Here is a 22541-nt window from a genome sequence, read left to right as displayed (position 1 = left end):
ATTTGGTGTCCGGTTTGGCATCTTTTACTTCTTTGTACTATCATTTAAAACATAGCTAGTACTACGGCCTCCGGCTTCTTCTTTTATCATGATACCCTTGCTGATTAAATCCTGAATATCCCGTATGGCCGTTTCCTTTGAACACTTTGCCATCTTTCCCCATTTTGATGATGTCATTTTTCCTTCGATGCCATTGAGCATCCGATTGATAATTAGTTTTTGACGATCATTTAGACTGACGCTTGTATGCTTCTCCCAAAACCGGGCTTTCAAAAGAACATTGGAGAGAATGTCATTAGTGCCTAAAAAAGCACGGTCCAAGCATTGTAAAAACCACGTGAGCCAAGTGGAAATGTCCAAAGCGCCTTTTTGTGTTGCTTCCAGTATGTCGTAGTAATCCTTGCGTTCTTTAAGGATCTGTGTGGACATGCTGTAAAACCTTTGCGGACTTTCATCTGCAAGGGCCAATTGCATGTCGGCAATTGCACGAGCAATGCGTCCGTTGCCGTCTTCAAAGGGGTGTATGGTCACAAACCATAGATGTGCAAGGCCTGCTTTTAGAACAGGATCATGATCACTGTTTGTATTGAACCAGTCGAGAAAGCGCGTCATTTCTTCCGGAACTTTTTCCGCGTCCGGCGCTTCGAAGTGGACTTTTTCTTTTCCGATACTTCCGGAAACAACCTGCATCGGACCGCGTTCGCCGGTGCGCCAAGCTCCTACTGTGATCTTATGCATCCCGCTTCTTCCAGTTGGGAAGAGGGCGGCATGCCATCCAAATAAACGATCTTCCGTGAGTGGCTGCTGAAAGTTTTGGGTTGCGTCGAGCATCATTTCGACGACACCTTCAACATTACGATCCGCAGGTACGCTCCCGGCTATATCAATCCCAAGACGTCGGGCTAGAGACGAACGCACCTGGTTTTGATCCAACATCTCGCCCTCAATCTCGCTGCTTTTAATTACTTCTTGGGTAAGGGTTTGCAGCATGGCTTCCTCGCGAAGCGCAAATCCTAAAGCCTCCATATGGCCAATTAATCGGCCCTGACGATAGCGTACCGACGTAAGTAGTTCCGCCAGGTTCTCCTTATCCCACTGGAACTGAGGCCAGTTTTTTTGTTCATGGATATACATTGAATGTCCTCCATGCCACGATTGAGACATTATTCATGGCATTTTTTGGCACGAATATATCCCGTATTCGTGGCATTGTCAAGTAATCGTGGTAATTTATGACATGAATAAGCCTCCTTTTCATGTCATATTCACTCATGGATACAAGAGAGGATAAACCTAAATAGGAACACTGCCATTGGAATCAATCACCCGCTTTATATGTCTTTAAAGAAGGGGCAACTATAGCTCAAGCCACAGAACCAATCAAAACGGTTACTGAAGGTGCAGGTAAAGGAAGCTCCTGAAAAACGCAAAGTAGGTATATTAAGCGTTTTACTTGTACCCGAAAAATGGCAAAATAGGTACATATAAAACGAGGTATGTCCAGCAAACAAAGAGAAGGAACATATGGTGGCATCTTCCCTAAAAATTGAAAACGTACCCTTTATTTATAAAGTTCTATTCCTCGAACATTGCTTCTATCATATTACTTACCAAAGCTTTATAAGGTATCTCAGATTATAAATCCGCTTTAAACTTTCGATAATCTGGTTTGAAGTCTCAGGGTGCTTGAAAAGCCTTGGTAATCACCAGGGCTTTTTTTATTGTCGTTAAGACCCATGTGCATTTCTATAATCTTCCCTGCCGCCTTATTTAATGTTAGCTAATCCAATACTACTCAGCCAATTTGGAAGTTGATAAAAGCATTGCCTATTATCTGAGATTGTCCATCAATAATAAACAAAATGAAGTAAGGCAAATTCTTTAAAAATAAGTACTGGAAAATTATGGAAATGCTAAATTATTTAGTATATTGGAGAAGCTCTTTGACATATTGGAAAATAAAAAAAGATAGTAATTAATACTTTCATTTATAGTTTTATAATAATCCAAACAGATTATCGCTTCCTTACAAACTGGAATGGGCAGAACCCCTGGTGATAAGCATTGCCAGTTTTCCTAACATTTTAATTGATTTCTCCAGGAACCCTATAGTTTTATTGTTTTTTTCACCAATGAAGCCAATTAAGAACCGGTCTTTACTCATATTTATTTTAGGATTGCTTTCTGCCATCGGGCCTTTTTCCATCGATATGTATTTACCGGGATTCCCCACCATTGCTGCCAGCCTGCATACCACGGTGGATAAGGTAAGCTATTCCCTCTCCAGTTTTTTCATTGGCATTTGCGTGGGGCAGTTGCTTTGCGGGCCACTGCTGGACAGGTTTGGAAGAAAAAAGCCACTACTAATTGGATTGGTACTTTATATCATAGCCTCTGTTGCCTGCTCCTTATCCCGGTCGGTGGAAAGCCTGGTCGCTTTTCGTTTCCTGCAGGCTGTGGGTGGCTGCGTTGGAATGGTGGCGCCGAATGCCATTGTGCGGGATGTTTTCCCGGTACATGAAAATGCAAAGGTGTTTTCGCTGCTCATCCTGATCCTTGGCGTTTCGCCTATATTGGCACCAACCGTGGGCAGCTATGTGGTGGCGCACCTGGGATGGCAGGTGGTTTTTATTATACTGGCCATTGTTGCTACTGTAATATCCCTGATGGTGGTCAAATGGCTTCCCGAAAGCAAGGCGGCTGATCCTTCTTATTCTTTGAAACCTGCTTCTATTCTTCAAGGCTACAGGCAAGTGTTGAGGGAGCGGCAATTTACCACCTATGCCCTTTCGGGTGCCATTGCCTCTGCAGGATTGTTTGCCTACCTGGCTGGTTCTCCTTTTGTTTTCATGCAGCTATATGGCGTTAGTGAACAACAATACGGACTCATTTTTGCCTTTATTGCAGCCGGTCTCATTGGTTGCAGCCAGCTGAATAACCGGGTATTGCGCAAATTCAATAGTGCGCAGATCCTTAGGTTTGTGCTGCTTTCCCAGTCTCTTGTCGGGTTTTTGTTGATTGTGGGTATTGCAGCAGGCTTGCTTGGTTTGTATGGCATCATTGCGCTGATGTTGTTATTCCTCAGTTGCCAGGGTTTTACCTTTCCCAACGCCGCAGCGCTGGCCATGGCTCCTTTCAGCAAGGGAGCAGGCAGTGCCTCCGCTTTGATGGGCGCCATACAAATGATCTTTGGTGCACTGGCATCGGCGCTGGTGGGTGTGTTCTTTAATGGTACAGCCGTACCCATGGCTGCCATCATGGCTTTTTGCGCTATTAGTGGTTTTATTATCCTGCGGGCAGGGCATAGCAGGATGGAACTGGCTGCCAGCGAGGATGAGATAGAGCACCAAACCATGGAAATGATAGAAAAGTTCTAAGAAGGATAAAAATCATTATTGGGAATTATTAGGGTTCTTGTATCATTTGCGCATTCTTAGAATGCATCTACAACAGCCCAAACAACTTATTCTTCTCCAATCCTACAAACACGCCATCTTCTCTTATTTCCACCGGCCAGTGCTTCAGGTAGTAGCCTTCACCACTGACATTGCGGCCATTCTTCATGCAAAACTTGTAGCGGTGAATGGGACAGACAACGTTGCCCAAGGCATCAACATAACCTTCGGATAAGTAGCCACCTGCATGGGGGCATTTTGAGGCAAAAGCAAATATTTCATTATCACGACGACCCAGGCAGATCTTTTTGCCATCTGCATCCACCTCTGCCAGGTTGTTGCTGCCAAAATCTATTTCTTCAATGCTGCCCGCTATTTTGATCCACCTGTTTTCAATCATGGGTAAGGGTGTGCTATATGTGATTCATTAAGTGCTTACTTCTTAATAGAAAAATTCTGATTTGTAAGGATACCTTATCCGGTACAATTCCCTCACCTTTTCCAGGATGGTGCGGCGCAGTTCGTCAATATTGGTCCGCTCCAGGGCCGAAATAAAGATGGCATTGCCATTGGTATGATTATGCCAGCGGGCTTCCAGGTCTTTCAATATCTGCTCCTTGGTGCTTTCGTCCAGCCATTCATCAAAGGTGTGCTTGATATACAGGTCCATCTTGTTGAATACTGTAATAATTGGCTTGTCAAAGGCACCGATATCCTGGAGTGTTTTATCTACCACGCCTATCTGGTCCTCGTAATTGAGATGCGAGATATCCACTACATGAAGGAGGATATCGGCTTCACGCACTTCATCAAGGGTGCTTTTAAAGCTTTCTACGAGATGGTGAGGCAATTTGCGAATGAATCCAACGGTATCACTTAGCAAGAAGGGTGTATTCTCATATACCATCTTCCGTGTGGTCGTATCCAGGGTAGCAAATAGCTTGTTTTCTGCCAGCACCTCGCTTTTACTCAGCAGGTTCATAATGGTGGACTTGCCCACATTGGTATAACCTACCAATGAAACACGGATAAATTCACCCCGGTCCTTACGTTGCGTAAAGGATTGCTTGTCTATTTCTGCCAGTCTTTTTCGCAGAAGAGAGATCTTGTCCCGCACAATACGACGGTCTGTTTCAATCTCTGTTTCACCGGGTCCCCTGGTACCAATACCACCACCAAGCCTTTCCAGGTGTTTCCACATACCACGCAATCGGGGCAGGATATACTGGTATTGTGCCAGTTCCACCTGGGCCTTGGCCTGTGCCGTCTTGGCCCTCCGGGCAAAGATGTCGAGTATGAGGTCGGAACGGTCGATCGTCTTTACGCCCACTTCTTTTTCAATATTCATGATCTGCGATCCATTGAGCTCGTCGTCGAAAATGAGCACATTGATATCCCTGTCACTGATGTATTTCTTTATTTCTTCCAGCTTACCCTTGCCTATATAGGTGCGGCTATCCGGGTGGGGCAGCTTCTGGATAAATTTCTTTACAGCCACCGCTCCGGCAGTTTCGGCCAGGAAGGCCAGCTCCTCCAGGTATTCCATTACTTCCTGTTCCCGCTGGTCTTTTTGTATGAGTCCTACCAATACGGCCCTTTCTTCGTGGTGTATCTTTCTTTTCTTATCGAGCATGTACAAAGGTATTAGAATTAAAAAAAGTCCCGCCTATCCGGCGGGACCACTATAACGCAACTATTGTGCAAATTACTTACAGACCACTTAATGTAAGACCAATGGTCAACGGGCGCACGGTTGGTGCTACACCTTCTTTGAACACCGGGGTGATGGCATAGGATGTGAATAAGCTGAATTTTCCATATCCAAGGCGACCCATTACGGACAGGCGATTGGTATTAAAGAAGTGCTTACTCTTTTCCTTGTCTGTATAAGACCTGAGGGTATTGCCGTTGCTATTCACTTCTGTCTTACCTTTTGTCCAGGCAGCCAGCATGGTACCAACTTTCACACCCAAGGCTACTTTCACACTGCGTTTGTCGTCAAGCGGATTTGAACTATAGCGCAATTCAACCGGTGCTTCCAGGAATGCAGTGGATAATTTGTATTTTTTAAAATGAGTGGTATCGGATACATCATCAAAATGCACTGTAGCAGTGTTCCTGGTGATGCCAATATCCATTTTATCAAAGAACATATGGTCAGTTGCAAACCCTGGTCCCAGCGCCACACTCAGGTGTGGATTGGTCTTGAACGGGAATGCAAACATAAAATACATATTGAAAGTGCGGGATAGGCCCTTGGTCTTGATGGAATCTGGTTTTCCCTGCCATTGGGTATAGCCTAACTGTAATAGCAAATGATCATTGCCGCCCACATTAGGTGAAACAGGCGTAACGGTTTTACGAACCACAGTTGTATCCTGTGCGAACACCAGTTGAACAGCACAAAAAGCCAAAACTGTCAGAACAATTCTTCTCATATAATTGGTTAATTGCAACAAATGTATTTTCCTATGGGTTAATGAAAGGTTAATGCGGCAAAAATAGGGTGGGAAGAGCAGAATATAGAATTAGGAATAAGGAATGAGAAAGGTAGTAATTGTAAAGGTAGATGTGTTGAGGTTTGACTAGTTGACAAGGAGAGAGAGGCGGGAAGGGTATACATATTCTGCATTCTTAATATTTCCTTTCATATTAGGAACTATATATCAATTCTTAAAGAATCAACTAAGCGAAAATAAAAAAGCCGCACTCTGAAAGAATGCGGCTTTGTATGTGTGGGATGGTTTAGAGCTTTATGAACCGAACGGATTCTTTAGCTCCTTCAAATAACACCTGGTAAGAACCTTTGGCAAGGTTAGATACATCGATGTTCTGTGAATTAGCCAGCTGAACCCTTTTCACCATAGCACCATTAGTATTAAAGATGCTGATGGTGGTAGCCTGCGGCAGTTGAATAAATAACTGGGATGAGGTTACGGTTGGATAAGCCGTATACAAAGTAGTAAAGGCATCCACCGCAACAATGTTGGAGAACTTGGCCTGGCTGCCATTTTCCATCACTTTGAGGCGATAGTAATTCTTACCACTTTGGAAAGAGCGATCTTCCATTGTGAAAGAGAATATACCCTGTGAATTAGGTATGTCGCGGGTTCCTACTGCCTGGAACTTATTGCCATCGAGGCTGCGTTCAATTACAAATTGACCACCTTCTCCTGTGGAATACACCTTCCATTGCACCTTCACAGAATTTCCTGCTTTCTGCGCATCGAAGTTGAGGATGTATACAGGTAAAACAGTAACTCCAACAAAAGTTGCTCCATTTAAAGTGATTGGACCTACTGCGGTAGCCGCTGAATTTGCAGCAGTAGTGGATCCAATTGGGTCCTCGAAATGATAAAGCGCAGTTGTATTGGCATCAGGTGTGAATGTATTAGCTGGTGTAAAGGTTGCGGCATCGGTATACCTGACAACATTTGATATACGTAATTCATCAATAGCACCATTAAAATAGGCATCATTATATGGAGGATCTGCAAATTCTGATTTTCCCAACCAACTGCTTGTTAGGTTTGTACCCATTCCAGCTGCTGTATATGGTGTGTTAGATCCTAAGTCCAACATACCCTGACCTCCAAAAGTAGGACCGGTACGCACCCCGTTTACAAACATATATGCTTTAGGATATAGAGGGTCAGCGTAATCGACTGTAATTGCAATGTGTGTCCAAACGTTTAAAGGCATTGCAAACGCTGAAGTTGCCCGACGTTCCGGATAACCATTCATGGCCCATCCAAACACGATTTCCTGACCACTACCCACATCACCTGAAACAGACAAATACATGTAATTAGTTTGGCTTGTGCCAATATCAAAAACCCTTTGCCAATTTCCTCCGCCTCTCCAGTATACCCAGGCTTCAATGGTAAAACTTCCAGTGCCTATGCCTGAAAGAATATTATCCGGCAAGGTAGCATACTGGTTCGGTACAAAATTGAGCGCCTGTCCTGACTGGGCTTGTGATTGAGCAGAAATGAAAAACAGGGATAGGACTGTCCATAACAAGCGGGTAAAGTTTTTTTTCATGCGACTGGTTTTAATAGCGTTAAGAGATAATTCACTGTATTTCTACAGTGGGAAATTCAATGAAATGGTTTTGCCAGGAGTTAAATGCGCTTTTCAGCAGGAATGGAGTTATAGCAAGCGAATTCTTGAGTAGTTGAAGATAAAAAGAAAATTGTGAATATTACCATTTGCTTTTTCCTGTTTCCAAACATTTTTTAGAAGTAGTCAAACAAGGTGGTATAAGCGCAAGTTTTCTTTTACCTATAAGGTGACTATACATTACAGGCAAAACCCAGGCCATGGGCATTACAAACCTTTACGCTGGGTCTATCGGTATGGTGTAGCTATTGCATCAAATGAAGGGTAAAATGCAGGGAGGGAATATTGCCCGGATACCTTTGTGGTTAGACCCACACCATATTGCTACAACTAAAAATTAATGTATTGGGATGAAAGTGTTAATACATTGAGGAAAAAGATATTGGATTGAAATCTGTTTACCTTGTAGCCTTAGAAACAACTAAATGTAATGACCAAAGGTCCAATTATAATTGTAGAAGACGATATTGATGACCAGGAAATATATAGTGATGCCATAAGAGCTATCCAGGTTCCCAATGAGATCAGGTATTTTGACCGGGCAGAAAAAGCGCTGGATTATTTACTGACCACCCAGGAACAACCATTTATTATACTTTCTGATGTTAATATGCCTCAGGTGAATGGGCTGGAGTTCAAACAGCAGATTCAGAACAATGACTATTTACGGGAGAAAGGAATACCCTTTGTTTTTATATCCACCAATGCCAGTGCATCAGCAGTCCGCCTGGCACATCAACTGAGTGTCCAGGGCTATTTTCAAAAGCCGGGAAGCTTCCAGGCTATTAAGGATATGTTACGCACTTTATTTAATTACTGGGAATTGTCCAAGCACATTAATAACACCTGAAGACTAAGATGAAGAATTTTGAACAGGAATAATGGATATGGTGCCATCCTTTTCCAAAACCGCATATTTGATCTCTTCCATTTTTTCAATGCCAAAGTTGGACCTGGCTGCATGCAGGATATCTTCTTCATCTACCTGTGTCTTTTGCATACGTTTTTTCAATGGCTTACCATTATCTACGATCACCAGGGGAGCACCTTCTACTATCCTGCCAAACATGGCAAACTTTTGCTTGGTAATGGTTAAGATCATATCAATGCCCATCAATGTTGTTATCAGCAGGGCAGAAGCAGTGAGGGAAAAATCTTCGCCTACCAATGCCTGTTGGGTTACCTCGCTTATGATCAGCAGCAATACAAAATCAAAGGTGGTAGTTTCATTCAGCGACCTTTTACCCATGATGCGGAACAGGATCAGGAGGAATATATAAATAACGGCGCCACGGAAAACAGGGTTCATAATTATGGGTATATAAAATGTTGTAATTGAATAGGGTCCTTGCCATTTATCTTCATAAGTCCTGAAATGTTGCCATAGTTCTGGGTTTCCAGGTAAATGCTTACAATATGATTTTCCCTGGGTAAAAAGCTGTAAATGGTTTCGCTGCCGGCTGTACTGTTGGATTCGGGTTCAGGCATAAAACGTATCAGCTTAAATTTCTGGAGGTATGCCTGTGGGAAAGAAATAGTGCTGATATGCTCACTTGATTTCACCTCTATTCTCATTTCTGTCTGGTAACGGAAGAAGCGTTCATATTCAACATTGACATTTCCCATGTGAGGCGTAGCCTTGCTGAACAACCCTTCTCCAAACAAGCCAAGTGCACCACCCATCATCACCAGGACTACTATAACCTGTCCTACTCTTTGAATGACCCATCCTTTTTCATGAAGTCGTAGTTCTTCATCAATTTCAAGATCTGTTTTTACGTGTTCAATGGTTTGTCTTTTGGCTGGCATAGCTTATTTCAGCTTTAGGTCTGCAGTTATGCAATTGTATTGCCAGCAGTTAAAACGATCTTTCTCAGGAAGTATTCATTTACAAGTTCAATTATATTGTATCCTGCTATTCATTCACCCGTATTAGTATTAAGCTTCTATGTTTAATTCCTGGTTATAAAAAGAGCAGCTATTTCTAATGAGGTATGCTTCTATGCTCAACAATATTTATTCAGGAAAAGAATTTTTACATAAAAAGAAATGGTAGAACAAATAAACCGGTGGATTTAATGAAGTAACTTAACAGGACCATTTTTTAACCCAAAATTGTAGCTATATGAAACAGGTAATTCTCCTGGCCCTGGTTTGTTGCCTCGGCCTTTCTCTGCATGCACAGGATTCAATGACAAAACGTCCAATGACTCACAAGACCACTACAAAGTATCACAAATCAACCATGAAGAGCACAGGTATGCATAAGCATATGAAAGATTGTGTAATGATGGAAGACGGAAAGATGATGTCCATGATGAATGGTAAGACAATGCCTATGGAACAGGACATGACCATGAAAAATGGTACCCAGGTAATGACCGATGGAACGGTGAAAATGAAAAATGGTAAGACTATGACTTTAAAGAATGGTGATTGCGTGTATATGAATGGCACAGTGGCACACCATTCCATGTCAAAAATGAAGTCGAAAAAGAAAATGTAAGGAAGACAATCCTGAGATCTTTTATATTAAAGGGTTACCGGTATCTTACTGGTAACCCTTTAATAATGGCAGGCTAAATTGCTATTGTTTATTAATATTAGGCGGACATTTTCTTATAGGTAAAATTAAAACAGCCCTAAACACGGATCCGGGTAGCAAATTTTCTTGGTAAAAGACCTTTACTTTGAAAACTAATTCAAATAACTCTATTTAGTCAAAGGTCAGTAAGGACTATGAATGGAGGATAAGGACAAATAAAAATGTATCACCATCCCAAAATCAATATGAAGCAATTGAACAAAACAAATGTGGCACTTCTCGTTGCAGGCGTAGTATTATTGAATTCAGGTTTTATCATTAAGCGTTATATGTCAATATCAGACGCCACAGATGGATTTATAAAGGGATTATCAATTGGACTCCTGGTCTTAAGTTTACTTGTATTTCTTAGGCAAAAAAGGCACACTGCTCAATTATAATGAGGGATATAATTGTATTTCAGGCGAAATCTTCAAAACACTTTCCTTATTGTGCAGCTTAAAATAAAAAAGGAGCTACTTTACAGTAACTCCTTTTTTGAAAGTGGATCCTGCTGGGATCGAACCAGCGACCCTCTGATTATGAGTCAGATGCTCTAACCATCTGAGCTAAGGATCCTTGTCCTTCCCTGGTTTTACCTGAAAAGGACCAATTATTTACCCGGGGATGATTCCGCGGGTTTGCAAAAATAGGGAAATACATAATTAATCTTTCAATTCTTCAAACTCAATATAATCGCCGGGCTTAGTGTCACCAGATTTTTGCTTCTCCACCTGGGGCTTTTCGGGTGTAAAACCCTCCGTATGCTGGCGCATGCGCTCATTCATTTCTCTAAAACCCCTTTTTACTTTTTTTGTGGTCCGGTAAACGGGTATAATGAAATCAAAGACCAGTCTATAGAGCATATAGAACAGGAAAACATAAAAAAGAAACCTTAAAATCATACGTTTCAAAGGTACAGAGGCCAATTAATCAAAGCTTAATTTGGAATGTATTTAACGTTTGTCTTACCTTTGCACCGGCTAAGAAACTGAAGGAAGGGAACGAAAGTTCCCTTCTTCTTTTACCGATATGCAACTAGAAACACAAATCCAGGCAATAGAACAGAAGATAAATACACTGCTGGAAGCGCATCCAACGCACTTCCTGGTAGACGTATGGGTGAAGCCTACGAATAATATTAAGATCTTTATTGATGCTGACGAAGGCGTTAACCTTTCCAACCTGATAGAGTATAACCGTAAGCTGTATAAAGACCTGGAAGAAAGCGGCATGTACCCAGATGGCAATTTTTCCCTGGAGGTTTCCTCCCCGGGATTGGATGAGCCTTTAAAAATACGGAGGCAGTATAAAAAGAATATTGGGCGTTTCGTGGATATTACCCTGGCAGATGGCACCAAAAAAGAAGGAAAACTGCTGGAAGTGGCCGAAGACAGCGTGCTGATAGAATGGGAAGAAGGGAAGGGTAAGAAAAAAGAAACCAAACAGGAATCAATTTTATTTGATCAGATAAAAACTACAAAAATTCAAATCAAGTTTTAAACTAGCAAGGGTAGCACCAGGCAAAACCTGCTGTTTACCCGGGCCCAGCTAAAAATCGAACATATGGCAAGTATCAATTTAATGGAGGCTTTCCAGGAATTCAAGGACGCAGAAAATATTGATCGTCCCACCCTGATGCGTGTAGTGGAAGATGTGTTTAAGACGTTGCTGCGCAAGAAATATGGCAGTGACGAGACCTTTGACGTGATCGTGAACGCTGAAAAGGGTGACCTTGAGATCTTTCGTCGCCGCACTATTGTTGAAGACGGGGATATTTACAATACCCTGGAAGAAATTGAATACAGTGATGCCCTGAAAATATCTCCTGACTATGAAGTGGGAGAGGAACTTTATGAAGAGGTGAACCTGGTTGACTTTGGCCGCAGGGCTATCCTGGCAGCCAAGCAAACCCTGGCCAGCCGCATTTCCGACCTTAAGAAAAATGTACTGGCCAAGAAATACCAGGACCGCATTGGTGAGATCATTAATGCAGAAGTGTACCAGGTATGGAAAAAGGAGATCTTATTGCTGGATGAGGAAGGTAATGAACTGATACTTCCTAAAAGTGAGCAGATACCACAGGATTATTTTAAGAAGGGAGAAAGCATCCGTGCCGTGGTGAAAAAGGTAGATATGAAAAATACTACCCCCGTAATCATCCTTTCCCGTACCTCGCCCGATTTTCTGGCAAAGCTTTTGGAAATAGAAGTACCGGAGATATTCGATGGTTTGATCGTCATTAAGAAGATCGTTCGGGAGCCGGGTGAAAGAGCCAAGGTGGCCGTTGAATCTTACGACGACCGTATTGATCCTGTTGGCGCCTGTGTGGGAATGAAAGGTAGCCGTATCCATGGAATCGTTCGCGAGCTGAAAAACGAAAATATTGACGTCATCAACTGGACCAGCAATATCCAGTTATTGATCCAGCGTTCCTTAACTCCTGCCAAGATCACCAGTATGGAACTGGACCAGGATGGTAAACATGCCAGTATTTATTTAAAGCCAGACCAGGTATCCCTCGCTATCGGGCGCCGGGGAGTCAACATCAAGCTTGCTTCCGAGCTTACCAATTACGAGCTGGATGTGTACCGTGACAATGAAGGTGAAGTAGAAGAATTTGATATTGACCTGGAAGAATTTAGTGATGAGATAGAAAGCTGGGTCATTGATGAACTGAAGCGGGTAGGTTGCGACACGGCAAGAAGCGTATTGGAACTAAGTGCCGAAGAGCTGGAACGCAGAACAGACCTGGAAAAGGAAACCATAGAGGATGTAAGGAAAGTGTTGCAGGCAGAATTTGAAAAAGAATAAAAAAAGTTTACAGTTCACAGGTTTACGGTTTCATGAGTTGTAGCTTGCAGCTTAGAGAACGAACTTGGTAACTCTTAAACTTGTAAACAAGAGAACTATAAAAACAGTTAATGGCAGAAACAATAACAACACCAAGGTTGATGGCCGCCGCCAAAGAGTTTAACATCGGTAAGGATACCCTTGTAGACTTTCTGGTGGGGAAAGGATTTGACAAAGACGAGCTGAAACCCACCGCAAAGCTTTCGGTAGACATGTACCGTGCCTTGCAGGCAGAGTTCCAGAGCGATAAAGTAGCCAAGCTTAAGGCGATCCAGATCGATTTGCCCAAAGGAGCTGCTGCCGAGCCTAAGAAGAAAAAAGACGAGGAGGAGATTCACTTCCGTAAGGAAGAAAAACCCGTTAAAGCGGTTAAGAAAGAAGAGCCCGCACCAGCGCCGGTTGTTGAGGAAGTAAAACTTCCTGAGCCCGAGCCGACCCCCGTTCCTGCTCCTACCCCTGCGCCCGTACCTGAAGCAGTTCCGGAACCTGTGCAGCAGGAAGAAGTGGCACCTCCGCAGCCTAAAGCACCGGAAGAGCCTGAAGTGCTAAGAAGGGAAACTCCTGAAATTGAAGGGCCTAAGGTGTTGGACAAGATTGATCTATCTGCCATTGATTCGTCTACAAGACCAAAGAAAGGAGTTAAAAAACCCAAGAAAGAAGCAGCGCCTGCTCCCGAAGAGCCGGTGGCACCTGCCGCTGAAGCGGAAGTGGCCCCAGTGGTGGAAGAAACCCCGGCACCTGTCGAACTACCAAAGCCAGAAGTTTCCCAGCCACAAGCGGAAGAGGAAGCAGAGCCTGTGATCGAAAACATTAAAGCAGAAAAAATAGAAGGGCCTAAGATCTTAGGCAAAATAGAATTACCCGTGGATAGTGATACCCGGCCTAAGCCGAGCGACGAAAAGCGTAAACGCAAACGCATTCCCATTGAGAAAAAAGATGGCGGAGGCGCACAGGGCATCCAGAGAGGACCGCAAGGCCAGCAAGGAGCTACTACAGGACAGGGAGGCGGTGGACGCTTTACCATCCAGCGGAATACAGACAAGGGTAGAACTGGCCAGCAGGCTGGTGGCAGCCGTTTTGGGGCACCTGCACGCCCGGGTCAGCGTCCTGCCTTTGCCAAGCGTGGTGAAGACAAGCAAATTGACGAAAAAGAAATCCAACGTAAGATACAGGAAACGCAGGCCAAGCTTTCAGGCAGTGGTGGTAAAGGAAAGAACATCAAAGCCAAGCTGCGTCGCGAAAGAAGGGCTGAAATGGCTGATGCCATGGATGGAGCCGAGGATAATAAACTGCAGGTAACAGAATTCATCAGTGTGAGCGAACTGGCCAACCTGATGGATGTTTCCTTTGCAGAAGTGATCTCCAAATGTATGGGACTTGGTATCATGGTATCCATCAACCAGCGTCTCGACGCAGAGGTGATAGAACTGGTAGCCAGTGAGTTTGGCTTCGACGTGGAGTTCATTGATATGGAGAAGCAGCTGGAAATGGAAGAAGAAGAAGATGTAGACAATGAAGAAGACCTCCAGTTCCGTTCTCCTATAGTCACCATCATGGGTCACGTTGACCATGGTAAGACCTCTTTACTTGACTATATACGTAATGCCAGCGTAGTAGCCGGTGAAGCAGGTGGTATCACCCAGCACATCGGTGCCTACCAGGTAAAACTGCCGGGTGGTAAAGACATTACCTTCCTGGATACGCCGGGTCACGAAGCGTTTACCGCCATGCGTGCCCGTGGTGCCAAGGTCACGGATATAGCAGTTATTGTAATTGCGGCGGATGATGCCATCATGCCACAGACCCGTGAGGCCATCAGCCACGCACAGGCAGCTGGTGTACCTATGATCTTCGCCATCAACAAAATAGATAAAGACGGAGCCAATCCGCAAAAGATATACGAACAACTGGCCCAGATGAACCTGTTGGTAGAAGCCTGGGGTGGTAAGTTCCAAAGCCAGGAGATCAGTGCCAAGCAGGGACTGAACATCGACCTGTTGCTTGAAAAAATATTACTTGAAGCAGAGATCCTTGACCTGAAAGCCAACCCCAACCGCGAAGCCAGTGGTACCATCATTGAAGCTACCCTGGACAAGGGACGTGGTTATGTGGCCACCATCCTGGTACAGAATGGTACGCTTCGTGCCGGCGACCTGGTAGTGAGCGGTCAGCATTTCGGACGCGTGAAGGCCATGATGAACGAAAGGAACAAAAGGGTAAATGAAGCGCCTCCTTCTACACCGGTATTGATTCTAGGTTTGAATGGTGCACCGCAGGCTGGTGAAACCTTCAAGGTATACGCTGATGAAGCAGAAGCTAAAGATATTGCTAACCGCAGGGCCCAGATACTTCGCGAACAAGGTATGCGTGCCAAGAAGCACATTACCCTTGACGAGATCGGGCGACGCCTGGCTCTTGGAAACTTTAAGGAGCTGAAGGTGATCATCAAAGGTGACGTGGATGGTTCCGTGGAAGCCCTGAGTGACTCCCTTCAGAAATTATCAACCCAGGAGATCCTGGTGAGCGTTATCCATAAAGGTGTGGGCCAGATCAATGAAAGTGACGTGGTGCTGGCGGAAGCTTCCGATGCCGTGATCATTGGATTTAACGTGCGTCCTTCCATGCAGGCCAACAGGATTGCGGAGAATGCAGGTATCCAGATCAAGACCTATTCCATTATCTATACGGCCATTGACGAGATCAAGAGTGCCATGGAAGGAATGCTGGAACCCAAGATCCAGGAGAAGATCGTAGCCAACGTGGAGATCCGCGAGGTGTTCAAATTCGATAAGGCAACCGTTGCAGGTTGTGTAGTGATCGATGGTAAGATAAGGCGTGACAATAAGGTGAGAGTGATCAGGGATGGTATCGTGGTGTATCCAAATGCCTCCGCAAGTGCTGAATTGGGCTCCCTGAAACGCTTCAAAGATGATGTGAAGGAAGTATTGGTAGGTATGGAATGCGGATTGACCATCAAGAACTACAATGACATCAAGGCTGGTGATATTATAGAAGCTTACGAAGAAGAAGAAGTGAAAAGAACACTGTAAAAGTGCTAACAATAATAGTCTAAGGCTGTTCCGGGAAAGGAACAGCCTTTTTTTATGAAATAACAACCAGTATTTACACTGCTTTGAATAATATAGAACCTTACGGATTACCATGCAGGCATTTCATTATGAGCAGAAATATTTAATCGGAATAATGCCTATAATAGGTGATGCCCTTGTTTAGTGTTAAGTTCTTCAGGAGGCAGTTGATCTAAACCACCAGGTTCTATCCAAGGATGAAATATTCAGTTTTACATCTTTTCTCACCTCACCAGCGTCACGGTGCCCTTCCTGACTACAGGTCCACAAGGCGTGGTAGCTTCAATAAAATAAACAAAGCTTGCTGTAGGTAATAGGGTGCCCTTATAGGTTCCATCCCAGCAGCGTTGGGGGTCGCTGGTCTGGAAAACCACTACGCCCCAGCGGTTATAAATAGAAAAATGCACATGGCTCACGGCGCCCCAATGGCGAATGCCAAAGCAATCATTTTTTCCATCTCCATCAGGCGTGAAGGCATTTGGCACCAGGAAGGCATTATCCAGGTTGCCTGTTCCAACGAATACAGTAATAGTATCTGTTACTACGCAACCATTAGCCTTGGTGATCTGCACCTGGTAAGTGGTGGTGGCTGCAGGACTGGCCACGGGATTGTATAAACGCAGATCACTTAAACCACCCGGCGGCGACCAGGCATAACTGACCCCACCCGAAGCCCTGAGTTGCGCAGAGGGTTGGAGGCAACTGATATCATTGGACTTCTGAACTGAAGTGACCAAACTATCCCCGGATAGGTTTACGATGCGCACCAGGCTATCACAACCTTTTGCTGAATGAATGGTGTCTGTATAGGTACCGGGATTCATTACCTGTGCGCCCCAGGGTAGCTGGTAGGGGAAACCGGAACAGGCAACCATATTCATCGCCGTTATTTGGATGGTGCTTATAGAAACATTCGTAAGGTGTACCAGGCTGTCGCAGCCGGTTTTGGAGCGTACTGTGTCGCGGTAGATGCCGCTTACAGTAGCCATTTGTCCATTTGGTAGCAGGTAGGCCTGGCCGCTGCACAAACTGGTATCCACCTGTACTAACAATGGCTGGTTCTGTACCAGGTTTATTTCCTGCACCAGGCTGTCGCAGCCGGTACTATACCGCAGGGTATCCCTGTAGATGCCAGGTATGGTTACAGTGGCTCCCCATGGCAGGGTATAGGAAGCGTCTTTGCAAAAACTGGCAGCACTGCTTTTAACTGCAGTGGTCAATACATTGACTCGTATTGTATGAATACTGCTGTCGCAGCCATTGACATAGTGTAACGTATCGGCATAGCTCCCTGCAGCCTGCACCAATGGACCCCAGGGCAACATATAGGAGGCACCATTGCAGATACGCACTGTATCATACCTGTATTTTACAGCTGAAAGCTGCAGCATTACTGTACGCACCAGGCTATCGCAACCGCGTGTTCCCCGTATGGTATCACTGTAATTGCCCGGAACCGTTACCACTACACCCCAGGGGAGGGTATAGGAATGGCCGGCGCAAAGGAATGCCGGGATGCTATCCTTTTGAACAGTAAGCACTGTAAGATTGGTAACCTGTATGATGCTATCACAACCCCCTGCGGCCCTAATGGTATCCCTATACATCCCTGCAACATTGGTTTTAGATCCATTGGGCAACAGGTATACCTGTCCCTGGCAGATGGTGGTATCGGTGTATTGAAAACCTGGCGAAACCAGTGAAAGGTTGATCTCCCTTACCAGGCTGTCGCAGCCGGCTACAGACTGTAGGGTATCCCTGTATATGCCCGGGCTGGTGGCTACCTGTCCCCAGGGCAGTGTATAGCTCCCGGTGCAACTGCTATAGCTTTTCTGGTCAATCACCAGTGTTTTTAAGGTAATAGTATAACGCCTTACCAGGCTGTCGCAACCATTGACAGAGCGCAGGGTATCGGTATAGATTCCGGGTGTATTGACCACCGGCCCCCAGGGCAATGTAAAAGCGCCGCCGGGGCACAGAGATACAAGGGTGTCTTTTACCTGGTAATTGCTGGCCGAGAGGTATACTATTCTTAGCAGGCTATCGCAGCCTAAAGGATAGCGAAGGGTATCACGGTAGGTTCCGGCGCTGCCCGTTACCTGTCCCCACGGTAATGTATACACTTGCCCCTGGCAGAAATTCAGGTTCAGAGTATCAGCACTGCTGCGCAATACACGCACCCGGATGGTTTGCCGGAGGCTATCGCAACCGGAAGTTCCGGGAGTATTATGAGCATAGACACTATCCCTGTCTGCCAGGCCACCCCAGGGAAGCGGGTAAGTTGCTCCCTCGCAAAGTTGGATGGAAGTATCACTAACCACAGGCGTTTGCAACAGCAGGTCAACCTGCCTGGTCAAACTATCGCAGCCACTGGCTGTTTTGATGGTATCCTTATACTGTCCCGGGCTGTTCACCACTGTTCCCCAGGGAAGAGTGTAGCTGCCGCCTGCACAGAGATAGGCAACTTGCGCAGGCCGGACTATGGGTTGATTGAATAATAGGGTCACCTGCCGCACCAGGCTATCACAGGGCAGTATACCCGCATAGCGGATGGTATCCCGGTAAATGCCGCTGGTATCAGCCACGGCACCCCAGGGAAGGGTGTAGGTGCTGCCACCACAAAGGCTGACGGTATCTTTTTGTACCCAGGTAGGCTTCAGCTTCAGGCTTAGTAGGGTGACAATACTGTCGCAGCCATTCACGCGGCGGATGGTATCGTAGTACATACCGGAGCTGGTGACGATGCCTCCCCAGGGAAGATTATAAACGCTGCCACAGGCACTGTCCTGCCGGAACTTTATTTCACTATTGTTGGTAAAAGAAAGGTCAATGACCTGCACCAGGCTGTCACAGCCAGTTATCATTTTCAGGGTATCACTGTAGCGGCCGGGCACCGTCACCGTTTGACCCCAGGGAAGCGTATAGCCAGTACCGGGACAGGCGTTCACTGCATCGGTGAGCACGGGCACAGTGGGGAGCTGCAGGCGTACGGTTTGGTACACGCTGTCGCAGCCCGAGCTATAAAACAAGGTATGGGTATATACGCCCGGTGCATTCACCACCTGCCCCCAGGGCAGGGTATAATTTTGAATAGGGCATTGGTAAATGGTGGTATCAATGATGGTGCGGGCTGTATCAAACTGCACGGTTACATTCCGTATCAAACTATCGCACCCACCCACCGTGCGCACGGTATCGGAATAGGTACTATCCGCTGTAGCCACCGATCCCCAGGGAAGGACAAAGCTGTTGCCGGAGCATACGGCTTTGAAACTGTTTTGTATCACCAGGGCATCAGTGCTTACGCTCACTTCCACAGGTGCATTGAAATCTTTGTAAAAAAACAATTCGGCAGAATAAACCCTATTAGCACGCAGGCTGCCGCAGGTAAATAATCTTGCTGCCTGGCCCGATGCATCCGTTACCAGCGAATCGCAAAGCACCGTGATATTACCGGCAGCCCAGCGCAGGTCGCCGTCAAACAGGCGGAGGCCTATCTTTTGCCCCGCAGGCAGCGAAGGCAGGCTAACGGAAAAGATCAGGGAGGTAAAAACACCGGGCGTGCTAAATACCTGCCAGGAGCTTTTCGAATATTGGGGGGCGTTAGCCAGCGAGCCGCATACTTCAAAAGGGCTTTCCAGCGACTGGCAGTCAACCGGGTAGAGCACCGAAGAAAGAAGGGGTCCGGCCAGTCCCAGGTCGGCCGCATCGGCAGCCGCATCATAGGCTGCCCCGGTAGCGGCAGCCTGCAATTGCAGGAAAACCGGCCCGTTAGCGCTGCTTTTTCCCACCACCTGCACCAGGTAGGTGCCAGGGCCTACGCAACTGGCCGAAACGCTTCCAAAACCTGTTAAAGGAAAGAGTTGTGTGCTCAGATCAACCGGAACAGGCAGGCAATTGGCTGTTTTATATACTGCCAGGCCTACATCTCCCTGGTTGATAGACGACACGGGCTGGAGCAAGGATAGGGTTATATAACGGGGGGTAGGCAGCGTGAATGTATACCAGGCCGATTGCTGGTTTTGCCCAACCGCATTGTTAGCAGGTGCCAGGCTTTCCCCTGGCTGCATGCTTAGGCCGGAAAAGTTGGTGGTGGCGGAGCTGACCGTTCCGTATCCATAGCCTGCATTAGGAAGCAGGATGGGAATGGCGCCGGAACAATTATCATTCTGTGCCTGGGAGGTGGTGCATAACAAGGCCATGAGCATCGCTAACAGGATGCGCGTAAAGAGGTAGAGGCGGTTGGTGGCCATAGCGGTTAGCATAGTGCTGTAGTGGCAGTGTTAGCAGTATTCATCGGGAGGGGGATTAAGGGAGGAGCCGGCGGTAAACCGATGCTCCAATCGGGGGGTAAAATACAGTTAAAAACAGAAATAAACTATCTCCGGGCGGAGAATGTGAAATGATGAGGTAGAAAAAGGAGTCACGGAAATGGAATGGAAGGTTTAAGGGTTGAAAAGTTGAAAAGTTGACATGTTGACAAGGTGAGAGAGGGAATGTCGAATATCGAACAGGGAATATCGAAGGAAGAAGTGAATTAGGAAAGAGAGGCCACTTAAGAATTGCGCCGCGTTCATTGCGCCCGCCGCAGTTTTATTCCCAGGCTGTTGCCCGGAAGACATCTGCATGCCGGTTGCAGCATTTTTTTCAGAAGTTTAATGCCTTGAAAGTGTGAGCATTAACGTAGAAATACCTGGTCCTTACCGTATTTTTCAAAAAAAAATTTGCCGGTTCATTGTATAGGTTAAAAAACTAACTTACATTGTGTGTCGCTAATCACCATAAGAACGCCGTAACCTCTTTAAACGTATCCACCATCCCATAAAAGAGTGTCATTATTGAGCTCCTGAAGAACTAACTGTATACCAACCTCCCCTGAAGAATCTATACTATTACCAATAGAAAGGCAGAGCTTTTAACCGGCATTATCACCATTTCACCGTCATAAGATGCGGGCAAGACATAAAAGAAAATAAACATTTGAATTAATACAGATGTTTGCATCGCTTTTATAGTTTTCCAGCATTCACTGATCCTCCATCCTCTGAACTGAATGGCCCCCTGGTCATTCCAAAGAACTACCGTCCACCATCCGCTGAAGCTGCCATAACAAACTAATTGCATCGCCGTGTCGCAATCAACTAACTACTTTACTATGCAACCAAAGCTAACATTGCTTAGGATGACGCTTACCGTCATCCTTTCCTGTTTCAGGGCTATCCAACATTTTATCTCTTCCGGGTTTTCATTGGGCCGAAAGCAGACGGGTATGTCAATCCATGCCAATAAGATATTGATTGCGGGTAAGCATACTACAGCCAGGCTTTTGCCTGTTCCCTTAACTGCAAACAATGGAACAAGGCAGAGTGATATCAATACATCTGCTATCTCTATAAATACACCAAACCATTTAATCTTATTCAACCAGAGAACTATGCAACCCAAACTACGTTTGCTGGGGATGACCATGGGGGTTATCCTGATGACCTTATTTTCCACTGTCGCTAATGCCCAATACAAAGAGAATGTGGGTAATGCTACCGTTACTACCGACAAACCGGATTATGCACCGAGGTCGAATGCGGTGTTTACCGGGCAGGGTTTTTTGCCGGGCGATAGTGTCAGACTTAAAGTGAAGAACCTTAGCAGGGCATGTAATACCATTGATCACACCGATTCATCTTACCAGGTCTGGACAGTGCTGGCAGATGCTAATGGTGGGTTTGTTTCGAATTGGACGGTTTGTGATTGTAATGGGGATTCTTTGAGGTTGAGAGCAGTGGGTGTTACTTCTCATGATACAGCGTATGCATATTTCAAAGATGCAACAAATACCCAAACAAGTATTTCTTCTTCAAATAATCCATCTACTTATGGCCAGTCAATAACGTTTACTGCTACTGTTACTCAACAAGGAAACGGCAACGTGATAAATTCTGGTACAGTAGATTTTTTCGATGTTACAAGTAGCCCTCAAATAAAGCTGAATGCTCAACCTATTACCTTAAATAGTTCAGGTCAAGCAGCTTATTCAACATCAAGCCTAGCAGTTACGACTGGACGGAAAATTCAAGCTTCTTACAATGGAGATGGTTCTAATATTCGACCTAGTGTAAGTGCAAATGTTATCCAAATAGTTAATAAAGGCACATTGACCATCACTGCCGATAACCAAACCGCAGTGGCTTACGGCACAGCTGTTGCAACAGTAACTAATGCGGGTAGCTATACGCCAACTGGTTTTGTGAATGGCGATGGAGCTTCTGTAATCAGTGGAACAGCCACCTATACGACCAACTATACTGCTACCACCAATGCAGGTACTTCGGGTGTGACCATAACACCTGTGGTGAGCGGGTTAAGTGCAGCCAATTACAACTTTACTGCAGCCAGCGGAACCATCACAATTGTACCGGCTGCAAACGTCATTACTTTTGGTGCCCTGCCATCTAACAAGAAGTACGGTGATGCGGACTTTGCGCCGGGAGCTACGGCTTC

At 45.5% G+C, this 22541-nt stretch carries 18 protein-coding genes and 1 tRNA gene; 8 read left to right on the top strand and 11 right to left on the bottom strand.

Translation table 11 applies throughout. The features are described 5' to 3' along the window. Positions 1–24: 24 nt before the first annotated feature. The gene (locus BUA53_RS20000) at positions 25–1134 is read right to left on the bottom strand and encodes a Fic family protein (protein WP_072837188.1); all 1110 of its coding nucleotides are present in this window, start codon (positions 1132–1134) and stop codon (positions 25–27) included. 998 nt (positions 1135–2132) lie between these two features. Here BUA53_RS20000 and BUA53_RS19995 point away from each other — a divergent pair. After that, entirely contained in the window at positions 2133–3377 is a 1245-nt protein-coding gene (locus tag BUA53_RS19995; RefSeq protein ID WP_072837174.1) for a multidrug effflux MFS transporter, read from the top strand. Positions 3378–3444: 67 nt separating this feature from the next. On the opposite strand, the gene BUA53_RS19990 is transcribed toward BUA53_RS19995, so the two are convergent. The 4 genes from BUA53_RS19990 to BUA53_RS19975 all read right to left on the bottom strand — a co-directional run bounded on the left by BUA53_RS19990 (position 3445) and on the right by BUA53_RS19975 (position 7439). After that, positions 3445–3795 (bottom strand): Rieske (2Fe-2S) protein, encoded by a 351-nt coding sequence (locus BUA53_RS19990; protein WP_072837173.1) that lies wholly within the window; start codon positions 3793–3795, stop codon positions 3445–3447. 42 nt (positions 3796–3837) lie between these two features. Continuing rightward, positions 3838–5028 carry a GTPase HflX gene (hflX, locus tag BUA53_RS19985; RefSeq protein ID WP_072837172.1) on the bottom strand — a complete coding sequence of 397 codons (1191 nt, stop codon included), beginning with the start codon at positions 5026–5028 and terminating at the stop codon, positions 3838–3840. A gap of 76 nt (positions 5029–5104) precedes the next feature. Then, positions 5105–5833 carry an outer membrane beta-barrel protein gene (locus BUA53_RS19980; protein WP_072837171.1) on the bottom strand — a complete coding sequence of 243 codons (729 nt, stop codon included), beginning with the start codon at positions 5831–5833 and terminating at the stop codon, positions 5105–5107. 307 nt (positions 5834–6140) lie between these two features. Then, a complete protein-coding gene (locus BUA53_RS19975; RefSeq protein ID WP_072837170.1) occupies positions 6141–7439 on the bottom strand; it encodes a LamG-like jellyroll fold domain-containing protein in 1299 nt (432 codons plus the stop codon). 508 nt (positions 7440–7947) lie between these two features. Here BUA53_RS19975 and BUA53_RS19970 point away from each other — a divergent pair. After that, complete coding sequence (locus BUA53_RS19970) at positions 7948–8367, top strand: response regulator (protein ID WP_072837169.1); 420 nt, start codon at positions 7948–7950, stop codon at positions 8365–8367. Positions 8368–8370: 3 nt separating this feature from the next. Here the strand turns inward: BUA53_RS19970 and BUA53_RS19965 are convergent, their stop codons facing one another. Further along, a complete protein-coding gene (locus BUA53_RS19965) occupies positions 8371–8826 on the bottom strand; it encodes a DUF421 domain-containing protein (protein ID WP_072837168.1) in 456 nt (151 codons plus the stop codon). A 2-nt stretch (positions 8827–8828) separates the two neighbouring features. Next, positions 8829–9326, bottom strand: coding sequence for a hypothetical protein (locus BUA53_RS19960; protein WP_072837167.1), 498 nt, complete (start codon positions 9324–9326; stop codon positions 8829–8831). A gap of 316 nt (positions 9327–9642) precedes the next feature. Here BUA53_RS19960 and BUA53_RS19955 point away from each other — a divergent pair, with 316 nt between their 5' ends. After that, positions 9643–10023: a DUF6799 domain-containing protein gene (locus tag BUA53_RS19955; RefSeq protein ID WP_072837166.1), complete on the top strand. Its 381-nt coding sequence runs from the start codon at positions 9643–9645 to the stop codon at positions 10021–10023. A 284-nt stretch (positions 10024–10307) separates the two neighbouring features. Continuing rightward, on the top strand, positions 10308–10502 hold the full coding sequence (locus BUA53_RS21490) for a hypothetical protein (protein ID WP_217653037.1): 195 nt from the start codon (positions 10308–10310) through the stop codon (positions 10500–10502). A 104-nt stretch (positions 10503–10606) separates the two neighbouring features. Here the strand turns inward: BUA53_RS21490 and BUA53_RS19945 are convergent. After that, positions 10607–10680 (bottom strand) — tRNA-Ile (locus BUA53_RS19945). A gap of 86 nt (positions 10681–10766) precedes the next feature. Further along, on the bottom strand, positions 10767–10967 hold the full coding sequence (locus BUA53_RS19940) for a hypothetical protein (protein ID WP_139256520.1): 201 nt from the start codon (positions 10965–10967) through the stop codon (positions 10767–10769). Between the two features lie 166 nt (positions 10968–11133). Between BUA53_RS19940 and BUA53_RS19935 the strand changes: the two genes are divergently transcribed. From BUA53_RS19935 to infB, 3 genes are all read left to right on the top strand, one after another. After that, complete coding sequence (locus BUA53_RS19935) at positions 11134–11604, top strand: ribosome maturation factor RimP (protein ID WP_072837163.1); 471 nt, start codon at positions 11134–11136, stop codon at positions 11602–11604. Positions 11605–11667: 63 nt separating this feature from the next. Next, positions 11668–12915: a transcription termination factor NusA gene (gene nusA / locus BUA53_RS19930; RefSeq protein WP_072837162.1), complete on the top strand. Its 1248-nt coding sequence runs from the start codon at positions 11668–11670 to the stop codon at positions 12913–12915. Between the two features lie 110 nt (positions 12916–13025). Next, positions 13026–16004 (top strand): translation initiation factor IF-2, encoded by a 2979-nt coding sequence (infB, locus tag BUA53_RS19925; protein WP_072837161.1) that lies wholly within the window; start codon positions 13026–13028, stop codon positions 16002–16004. 263 nt (positions 16005–16267) lie between these two features. Here the strand turns inward: infB and BUA53_RS19920 are convergent, their stop codons facing one another. Continuing rightward, positions 16268–20296, bottom strand: a complete 4029-nt coding sequence (locus BUA53_RS19920) for a T9SS type B sorting domain-containing protein (protein WP_072837160.1) — start codon at positions 20294–20296, stop codon at positions 16268–16270. A gap of 631 nt (positions 20297–20927) precedes the next feature. Next, complete coding sequence (locus BUA53_RS21355) at positions 20928–21167, bottom strand: hypothetical protein (protein WP_072837159.1); 240 nt, start codon at positions 21165–21167, stop codon at positions 20928–20930. A 31-nt stretch (positions 21168–21198) separates the two neighbouring features. Here BUA53_RS21355 and BUA53_RS19910 point away from each other — a divergent pair. Beyond that, positions 21199–22541, top strand: a 1343-nt coding sequence (locus BUA53_RS19910) for an Ig-like domain repeat protein (protein WP_139256519.1), incomplete at its 3' end; no start/stop codon positions are given.

It is taken from the genome of Flavisolibacter ginsengisoli DSM 18119, assembly GCF_900129295.1.
Classification (GTDB): Bacteria; Bacteroidota; Bacteroidia; order Chitinophagales; family Chitinophagaceae; genus Flavisolibacter; species Flavisolibacter ginsengisoli.
This window is presented reverse-complemented; position numbering and strand designations above follow the sequence as displayed.